The 8,315-nt window shown below is 68.7% G+C and carries 10 protein-coding genes and 1 pseudogene; 10 read left to right on the top strand and 1 reads right to left on the bottom strand.

Annotation, left to right across the window (positions count from 1 at the left end; translation table 11 throughout):
• The 8 genes and pseudogenes from ACFHWY_RS27255 to ACFHWY_RS27220 form a co-directional block, all read left to right on the top strand.
• A partial coding sequence (locus tag ACFHWY_RS27255) for an ABC transporter ATP-binding protein (protein ID WP_416583112.1) occupies positions 1–1,624 on the top strand: 1,624 nt, incomplete at its 5' end.
• Positions 1,625–1,635: 11 nt separating this feature from the next.
• Positions 1,636–2,253, top strand: coding sequence for an AAA family ATPase (locus ACFHWY_RS27250; protein WP_416583111.1), 618 nt, complete (start codon positions 1,636–1,638; stop codon positions 2,251–2,253).
• 97 nt (positions 2,254–2,350) lie between these two features.
• Positions 2,351–2,710 (top strand): hypothetical protein, encoded by a 360-nt coding sequence (locus tag ACFHWY_RS27245; RefSeq protein WP_416583110.1) that lies wholly within the window; start codon positions 2,351–2,353, stop codon positions 2,708–2,710.
• A 340-nt stretch (positions 2,711–3,050) separates the two neighbouring features.
• Positions 3,051–3,689: a carbon-nitrogen hydrolase family protein gene (locus ACFHWY_RS27240; protein WP_416583109.1), complete on the top strand. Its 639-nt coding sequence runs from the start codon at positions 3,051–3,053 to the stop codon at positions 3,687–3,689.
• A complete protein-coding gene (locus ACFHWY_RS27235; protein ID WP_416583108.1) occupies positions 3,664–3,882 on the top strand; it encodes a hypothetical protein in 219 nt (72 codons plus the stop codon). The genes ACFHWY_RS27240 and ACFHWY_RS27235 overlap by 26 nt, the downstream gene beginning before the upstream one ends.
• Positions 3,883–3,965: 83 nt before the next feature.
• Positions 3,966–4,172 (top strand): annotated as a pseudogene (locus ACFHWY_RS27230) (helix-turn-helix domain-containing protein); the annotation flags it as partial.
• A gap of 159 nt (positions 4,173–4,331) precedes the next feature.
• Positions 4,332–5,345, top strand: a complete 1,014-nt coding sequence (locus ACFHWY_RS27225; protein WP_416583113.1) for an XRE family transcriptional regulator — start codon at positions 4,332–4,334, stop codon at positions 5,343–5,345.
• Positions 5,342–6,256 carry a PfkB family carbohydrate kinase gene (locus ACFHWY_RS27220; protein WP_416583107.1) on the top strand — a complete coding sequence of 305 codons (915 nt, stop codon included), beginning with the start codon at positions 5,342–5,344 and terminating at the stop codon, positions 6,254–6,256. The genes ACFHWY_RS27225 and ACFHWY_RS27220 overlap by 4 nt, the downstream gene beginning before the upstream one ends.
• 97 nt (positions 6,257–6,353) lie before the next feature.
• Here ACFHWY_RS27220 and cutA read toward each other — a convergent pair whose 3' ends face one another.
• A complete protein-coding gene (cutA, locus tag ACFHWY_RS27215) occupies positions 6,354–6,677 on the bottom strand; it encodes a divalent-cation tolerance protein CutA (RefSeq protein WP_416583106.1) in 324 nt (107 codons plus the stop codon).
• 90 nt (positions 6,678–6,767) lie between these two features.
• On the opposite strand from cutA, the gene ACFHWY_RS27210 reads away from it, so the two are divergent.
• Positions 6,768–7,238 (top strand): NUDIX hydrolase, encoded by a 471-nt coding sequence (locus ACFHWY_RS27210; protein ID WP_416583105.1) that lies wholly within the window; start codon positions 6,768–6,770, stop codon positions 7,236–7,238.
• Between the two features lie 187 nt (positions 7,239–7,425).
• On the top strand, positions 7,426–8,226 hold the full coding sequence (locus ACFHWY_RS27205) for a GNAT family N-acetyltransferase (RefSeq protein WP_416583104.1): 801 nt from the start codon (positions 7,426–7,428) through the stop codon (positions 8,224–8,226).
• Positions 8,227–8,315 lie beyond the last annotated feature (89 nt).

Below are 8,315 nucleotides of genomic sequence, written 5' to 3'. Positions count from 1 at the left end.
CGAGCCGCCCACTACCGCAAACGACTCGAACCGCTATAAGTCACGACCCGCCGTTGCAGTACTAACCCCGAAGGTCGACCGGGAGGTCGAACGAGGCCTGTTCGAGGTGACCACCGCCGTACGGTTGGAGGCCTTCGACGCCGACGCGTTCGCCGACGACATGGAACGCGCCTCGCGCGGCGCGAACTCCACCACCGCCCTGGTCCAGGCGTCGATGAACCTGCTCGCCGGGCTGGCCGGCGTGATCGCCGTCGCGGTCGCCGTGGTGGTGGTCCACCCGCTGCTGCTGCTCGCCCTGCTGGTGGCGACCGTGCCCAACGGCTGGGCGGCACTGCGCGCCGGGCACCTGCGCTACCAGACCTACGCCGCCGGATCGGTACGACGCCGCCGGCTGTGGCTGCTGCACCGGCTGATGGCCGAACGCGACTCCGCCCCCGAACTGCGCTCCTACGGGCTCCGCGACTTCCTGCTCGACCAGTACGACCGGGTCATGCACGTCGAGACCCGGATCCAACTCGCCCTCGCCCGCCGGGTCACCACGACCACCACCGTCGGCGCCATGCTCGGCGGGATCGCCACCGCAGTGGTCTACGTCCTGCTCGGCCTACTGCTCATCGACGGGCAGATTCCGCTCGCCGCCGCCGCGACCTGCGTGATCGCCGTCCAGTCCGCGCAACGCTCACTGGCCGTGGTGACTTTCCAGGTCGACCGCGTCTACACCGAGGGGCAGCACTTCCGCGACTACACCGGCTTCATGACCCGGGCCGCCGACTACCTGCCACCGCCCACCGACCGGGCCGCCGGGGCACCCGTCGGGGAGCGGCTGCGGGAGATCGCGGTCGACGCGGTGAGCCTGCGCTACCCCGACCGCGACACCCCGGCCGTCGACCAGGTCACCCTCACCATTGGGGCCGGGCAGACCGTGGCGTTCGTCGGGGAGAACGGCTCCGGCAAGTCCACCCTCGCTACCATGATCGCCACGCTCCGCGCCCCCACCAGCGGCGCCGTCCGCTACAACGGGCGGCCCGGCGACGACTGGGGCACCGGCGCGCTGCGGGCCCGGATCGGCGTCGTGACGCAGGAGTACCACAAGTGGCCGTTCACGGCGGCCACCAACATCGCCATCGGGGACATCAGCACCACAGCGGCACAGGATCGGATCGAGGCCGCCGCCGCCCGCGCCGTCGCCCACGACATGATCACCGACCTGCCCCACGGCTACGAGACGCTTCTGGACCGCACCTTCGCCGGCGGGCAGGACCTCTCCGGCGGGCAGTGGCAGCGCATCACCGCCGCTCGGGGATTTCTGCGCGACGCCGACGTACTCATCATGGACGAACCGTCCTCCGCCCTCGACCCCCGCGCCGAGGACGCCCTGTTCCAGGCCATCCGCGACCGGCAGGGCACCGGCATCACCATCCTGATCACCCACCGGCTCGCCAACGTCCGGCACGCCGACCGCATCTACGTCCTGCACCACGGCCGCCTTGTCGAAGCCGGCACCCACGACCACCTCATGAGCGCCGACGGGCGGTACGCCGAGCTGTTCACCCTCCAAGCCGCCGGTTACGACAGCCCCACCGCGCACGCCACGACGAGGCCCCGCCAATCCGCCTCCGCCTGAAGGACCACCAGATGGACGCACCACACGCCACCGATCTCGCGCCAACGCTGGTGATCATCCGCGGCAATTCCGGCAGCGGGAAGACCACGGCCGCCCGCGAGGTCCGACGCCGCTACGGACGCGGGGCTGCCCTGCTGGAGCAGGACTACCTACGCAGGACCCTGCTCCGCGAACACGACAGCGCCCACATCGACCCGGTAGCCCCGGCGTTCATCACCACGACCGCCCGCACCGCTCTCGACCTGGGCTACCACGTCATCCTGGAAGGCATCCTGCACACCGAACGCTATGCCGCCGTGCTGCACCAGCTCATCGACAACCACCCTGGTCCGGCCGCCGTGTTCTACCTGGACGTGTCCATCGACGAGACCATCCGCCGCCACCTCAACCGAGACGAACCTATCCCCGTCACCCCGGGCGAGATGCGCCGCTGGTACACGCACCGAGACCTACTCAACGTCCCCGGCGAAACCATCATCCCCGAACCCCACACCCTCGAGCAGACGGTCACCACGATCCTGCAGGCCAGCGGCCTCATCAGCGCCACACCACGAACGCCCTGCCCTCGGCGCTGCCGACACTGCGCCCGCACGGCCGACACCCCACCCAACGCTGCGACGACCAGCTGACCAAGCGCGCCCGCACACGTCGTCCCGAACCCCCGACACGAAAGAGCCGCCCGACGTCGCATTGAGGCGGACTCCATAAGGAATTACCACGACCACCATGAGCGAAACGACCGTGCCTCGACGCGCGGCCGGTGTCACCAGCCAGTTCATGATCGACGGTGTCCCCGGACACCTGATGACAGCCGCAGCAGCCAGCGGCGCCCTCACTCACGTCGACCTGAGAGTGGGCAAGCACGGCTCCACCCTGGCCGGACTAACCAACGCCCTGGCCACGGCGATCACTACCGGTCTGCGCGGCGGGACACCCGCGGTCGTGTTCGTCGACGAGCTGCGCCACACCCGCTACGTCCCCGCCGGCGCCACCAACGATCCAGACCTTCCGCACGCCACATCGTTGGGCGACTACCTCGCCCAACACCTGCATCTCCACGACCCGCAGTGGACAGAGCGACCGTGACCGCCTGACGCACCGACCGCGCGACCGCCGAAGGCATCAGGCGCAGCGATGGCCTGCGACGTCTGGCGCGGGTCGGCACACATCTGCTGCCCGCGCTTACCGTCAGCCGAAGCGCGGAATGCAGGGCGGAGGATTCGACCAGAGGGTTGTCCACATCTCCATCGGCCGGTAGGGCAACGGCTCCGACCTCAGCCTGGCTCATGCCCTGGACGGTGGCTGCGTCGACCTGACCGACACAAGCCCCTTCCTTCCGGACCCGTCGGGGCCCAAGGCCCCTCACAGACAGGACATCGTGATCAACACTGCACAGACAACGCCCGAGACCACTGAAACTGAGACCTTGACGATCGCCGCCGCGCAGCCACCGGTAACCTGCGACCCGGCCGTGAACGGCGCCGAGATCCGTGCCCTGATGCGCCGCGCCCACGATCACGGAGCCCGGCTGGTGCACTTCCCCGAAGGCGCCCTGTCCGGCTACGCCGGGCAGGACAAGCAGTATTACACCGGCTGGGACATCGACTGGGTGCCCGTGCGGCGGGAGTTGGCCGCCATTAGGTCACTCGCCGCTCAGCTCGGCCTATGGGTCGTCCTCGGCAGCAACCACCATCTCACCGGCGAAAACCGCCCCCACAACAGCCTCTACGTGATCTCCGACCAAGGCGACATCGTCAACCGCTACGACAAGCGCTACCTGTCACACACGGAGATCACTGGCTTCTACAGTCCCGGCTTCGCCCCCGCCACCATCGACATTGACGGCTACCGCTTCGGTCTCGCACTCTGCATCGAGATCAACTTCCCGGAGGTGTTCCTCGACTACCTCCACCGAGGCGCCGACTGTCCTGTTCTCCACCTTCTCCGACGACCCGATCTTCGACGTGATCGCCCGCGGACACGCCGCCACCACGAACCAGTGGATCAGCGTCTCCGTTCCTGCCCAGTGCAGCACCGCCATGCCCGCCGGGGTCATCGGCCCTGACGGCGCCTGGCTCACCCGATGTGCCACCGACGGCAGCACCGACCTCGCGTGCGTCACCCTCAACCGCAACGCGCCAGAGCTACGTATCGCTCTGCACGCCGCCCGGCCGTGGCGGGCCACTGCGCGCGACGGAAGCCTCTACCAGCAACGGCGGATAGACGACCTACGCAGCCACGACCGCACGGTAGGGTAACCATCCACATCGAAGACCGCCTCTGACCGGCGCTCGGTCATCTCACTCAGCCGTCCGAGGCGCGATGGCCCCGGGAGGCGACGGTGGCAGATCCGAACGAGGTTAGCGGAGCGTGGCGCGCGCTTGGCCAGCAGTTGGCTGCGTACCGCAAGGCGGCCGGCCACACCCAGCACTCACTGGCGCCCAGGATCCTCACCGGCCGCAGCACGATCGCGAACACCGAAGTTGGACGCCAGCATCCAGACAGGGCCTTTTGGAAACGCTGCGACAAGGCTCTCGACACGGGCGGCGCTCTCACCGCCGGGTATGACCAGGTCGTTGCTGTTGAACAGAAGTACCGTCGGGCCAAGGGAACAACAGCCTTCACTACCGCCCTGACCACAGCCGGCACCGCCCTGGTAGTCGGCGCAAACGGCCAGCCGGCAGGGGAGACGGATATCGTGACGACTGTGGCAGACGGGCGAGGCCGGCAGGTTCAGGTCAGCCGCCGGGCGCTTCTACAGGCGGTCCCCGGCGGTGTGGTGGCATCTCTGGCGAGTGCGGAACCGCTGGTCGTGGCGACACGGGCGGCGCAGGTTGATCCGGCCGTCGTGGAGCACTTCGCGGTACTGCGGTCGGTGCTCGTGGAGTCCGACAACCGGGTCGGTGCCGCGGCGATCCTCCCCACGGCCCGCCAGCAGCTCGGCCACATCGCCGACTACCGCCGAGCCGCACGGGGCAGCCTGCGCGACGCGCTGTTGAGTACCGAGGCCCGGTGGGCGGAGTTCGCCGGCTGGCTCAGCGACGATATGGGCGACCGCGACGCCGGCGAATGGTGGCTCGCCCAAGCGTTGACCATGGCCCAAGAAGCCGGCGACATGGAGTTCACCGCCTACGTTTTCGCTCGCATGGCGCAGCGGGCCAGCGACGCCGCCGACCAGGACCGCGTACTCGGGCTGGCCCGTGCTGCCGAGCGCGCTGGTAGCACACGGGAGCAGGTGCGCGCGTTCGCGGCGGTGCAACGCGCGCACGGGCACTCGGTCGAAGGTGACGCCGGCTCGTTCCGGGCTGCCATCGACGAGGCCCACCACCTCGCTGCAGCCACCGGAACAGACGGCAGTGGGCTCGGTGCGTTCTGCACCACGGCATACATCAGCGCGCAGGAGGGCGAGGGCTGGCTTCGGCTGGGCCGCCCCGGCGTCGCCGTCCGGTGTTTCGGCGAGGCTCTCGACGCATGGCCGGAAACGTACCGACGTGAACGGGGCCGCTATCTGGCGCGTACCGCTGTCGCCCACGCTGCCGCCGATGAACCCGGGCTGGCCGCTGCCGCCGCCCTGGCCGCGCTCAACCTGGCCAACCTCACCCGCTCGGCACGAATTCAACGCGAGGTCGCAATCGCAGGCCGTCAGCTCGCGGCGTTTGCCACCGAGCCCGGAGTGCAGCAGTTGAATGCCGCCCTGGCCGCTTCCGCGGCGAGCTCGTGACCGACAGCAGCGGGGTCGGCGACAGGGTCGATGTTGTCTTCGTTGGCCGGGCTAACATCGACCTGACCGTCCATGTACCCCACCGTGCCCGACCCGGCCGCACCGCCGTCGGCTCGCCTCTGACCGCCAACGCCGGAGGCAAAAGCCTCAACCAGGCGATCGCCGCCGCCCGCCATGGCGGGCGCGCCGCCCTGATCGCCAACGTCGGCGCAGACACCTGGGGCTACCAGATCACCACAGCACTGACCGACGCCGGTGTCGACACCCGCCATGTCCGGCTCGTCCCCGACGCCACCACCGGCGCGGCCATCATCGAGGTCACCCCAGACGGCGAAAGCTACATCACCCTCGCACTCTCACCCGCCACCGAACTCACCACCGACGACATCCACCGCGCCACTGCCAGCCTCGCCGCGGAAGCCATGATCGTGCAGCTCGACTTACCACCCGAACCCGTGACCACGCTGCTGAGCCACCGCCGGGCGCCGATCCTCGTTGGCAATCTCGTCCCTAACCCCGACCTCGACCCCCGGCTGCTCGCGGAACTCGACGTCCTCGTGGTCAACCAGCACGAAGCCGCCACCATCCTGCGCACCACCGCCGGCAACCCGCTCGAATCCGCCGCCGCGCTGCAACGCCTCGGCCCACCTACCGTCGTCGTCACCGCAGGCCCCAATGGCGCCGCCTTCACGCACCCCCACGGATCCGGCACCGTGCCGGCACCTGCCGTCCCGGTCGTCGACACCACCGGAGCCGGCGACGCCTTCCTCGGCTCTCTTGCCTTGGACCTCGCCCGCCACGCCCCGCTACCCGACGCCATCACCACCGCCGTCCACGCCGGCTCCCACACCGTCGGGCACAGCGGCGCTCACATCCGACACACCAACTCCCCTGGCGGAGACCCTCGCTGAAGGGCGGCTGCTCAGTCGCTGCCATTCACCTGCAACCGAGCGTCGAACAAGGTCTATCGGTGGGCGTCACCTTGTAGGGCAGCCGCCTCATCCACCCTCACCGCGTTTCGGTGACACCGCGCACCCACTGCAGGTACGGCCGTGAACCAGCGACCACTGGCAGCGCGACGATCTCCGGGTTGGACCACTCGTGATGCTTCCTCAGGTAGCTCTCCAACTGGGGATACGCTCCGGCACTGGACCTGAGCACCACCTGCCACTCCTGGCCGGTGCCGAAGGACCCCTCATGCCAGAAGGCTGACTCGGCGGGCCCCACGACCTGGCCACCAGCCGCCAACCGCTCCCGCGCTGCGCCCTGCACCAACCGCCGCGCGACCTCCAGACTGCCCGCAGCGGTGTAGACATACAGGACCTCATTCATGAAGCTGACACTACTCAGGATGCAGCTGAGCTAGGCGGAGCTCACTGCGATATCGATGCGCTGGTAGCCGCATTCGACGGGAGATGACGGATGGCGCGCCGTGACTACTTCAACGACCCCAATGCGCCAGCTGCCACCAGCGTGGTGCCGTCGGTTGTGGCGGCAGTGCGCAACCAGCGCGGTGAGCTGCTGATGATCCACCGCACTGACAACAACCTATGGGCGCTACCCGGCGGTGGTCACCACATCGGCGAGTCGGTCTCCGACACGGTGGTGCGGGAGGTACGCGAGGAAACCGGCATCGAGGTAGAGGTCACCGGCCTGGTCGGGATCTACACCAGCCCCCACCACGTGATGGCCTACGACGACGGTGAAGTACGCCAGCAGTTCTCGATCTGCTTCACGGCCCGATCCGTCGGCGGGGAACTGACGACCTCCAGTGAGTCGCGTCAGGTCCGCTGGGTGAACCCCGCCCAGCTCAACCACTTGGATATCCACCCCTCGATGCGGCTGCGTATCGACCACGCCCTCAAGGAGCGGGCGACGCCGTACATCGGTTGAGCAAGGAGGGGCATGTCCCCTTGATGACGCGGAAAATCCCGTGCCCATAGCCCGTGGTGACGGTTAGGTTGCGCAGATGAGCGCAACCTCGGTAGCCGCGCCGCGCCTGCAGTTCTGCACGACCCCGACCGAGTTCCTCGCGGTAGCTGGCGAACATCTGGCCGCCGACCCGGTAGTCAGCACGGTCGTGACCACCGTCGCGCACCGGCTGCTGGCGCAGCGAATCGATGGAACCGCGCAGCCCGACCGCAATTGGTGGTTGGTGGTTAGGGGTGCATCCGGCACGGTCGTCGGCGCCGGTATGCGAGCGGCGCCGTTCGCACCCTATCCGCCGTTCCTGCTGCCGATGCCCGACGAGGCGGCCGTGGCCCTGGCCTGCGCTCTGCACGAGCGCGGGGAGGAGGTCCTTGCGGTCAACGGGGCCGTTCCTGCCGTTGCGCTGTGCGCCACCGAGTTGACCCGGCTCGGCGGGGGCAGGGTCCAGGTCAACCAGCACACGCGGCTGCACGAGCTCGGCAAGCTGGCTCGTCCGGCGGCAGTGCCTGGCTGCCTGGAGCTAGCGGTCGAGAAGGACGTCGAGCTGGTCATGAAGTGGTTCGGCGAGTTCGTGGGCGACGCTGACGAACAGGCGGGCCGCCGACGGGGTACCAGCGCACATGAGGTGCCCGACCGTGCGGAAGTGCTGCGCCGACTGCTGGCCGGGCATCTGTGGTTCTGGGTCGACGGGACTGCAGAGCGGGTGCACCTCACCGGTGCCAGCCCTCCATCGTTCGGGGTCGCGCGCATCGGTCTGGTGTACACGCCACCAGCCCAGCGCGGGCGTGGATGGGCCAGCAACGCGGTTGCCGAGGTTTCCCGGCGGATCCAGGCCGACGGTGCGCGGGTGTGCCTGTACACCGATCAAGCAAACCCAACCTCGAACAAAATCTACGCCGCGCTTGGCTACCGGCCGGTGGTAGACATGGCCAACCTCGTCATCGTCCGCTGACGGGAATGGCGCCCACGGCAATGTCATGCAGGGCTTAATCAAGTTCCGTGGGTGTCCGGAGTGTTGGTGATGCCCAGGATGGGGAGTGC

The organism is Micromonospora sp. LOL_024 (assembly GCF_048060415.1).
GTDB lineage: Bacteria > Actinomycetota > Actinomycetes > Mycobacteriales > Micromonosporaceae > Micromonospora.
Note: the sequence above shows the minus strand (reverse complement) of the source record. Positions and strands in the feature narration are given on the sequence as shown.

Excerpts from the sequence above, each read along its gene's own strand:
- cutA (WP_416583106.1), bottom strand. The coding sequence starts at position 6,677 with ATGAATGAGGTCCTGTATGTCTACACCGCTGCGGGCAGTCTGGAGGTC.
- ACFHWY_RS27250 (WP_416583111.1), top strand. The coding sequence starts at position 1,636 with ATGGACGCACCACACGCCACCGATCTCGCGCCAACGCTGGTGATCATC.
- ACFHWY_RS27210 (WP_416583105.1), top strand. The coding sequence starts at position 6,768 with ATGGCGCGCCGTGACTACTTCAACGACCCCAATGCGCCAGCTGCCACC.
- ACFHWY_RS27245 (WP_416583110.1), top strand. The coding sequence starts at position 2,351 with ATGAGCGAAACGACCGTGCCTCGACGCGCGGCCGGTGTCACCAGCCAG.
- ACFHWY_RS27235 (WP_416583108.1), top strand. The coding sequence starts at position 3,664 with ATGCCCGCCGGGGTCATCGGCCCTGACGGCGCCTGGCTCACCCGATGT.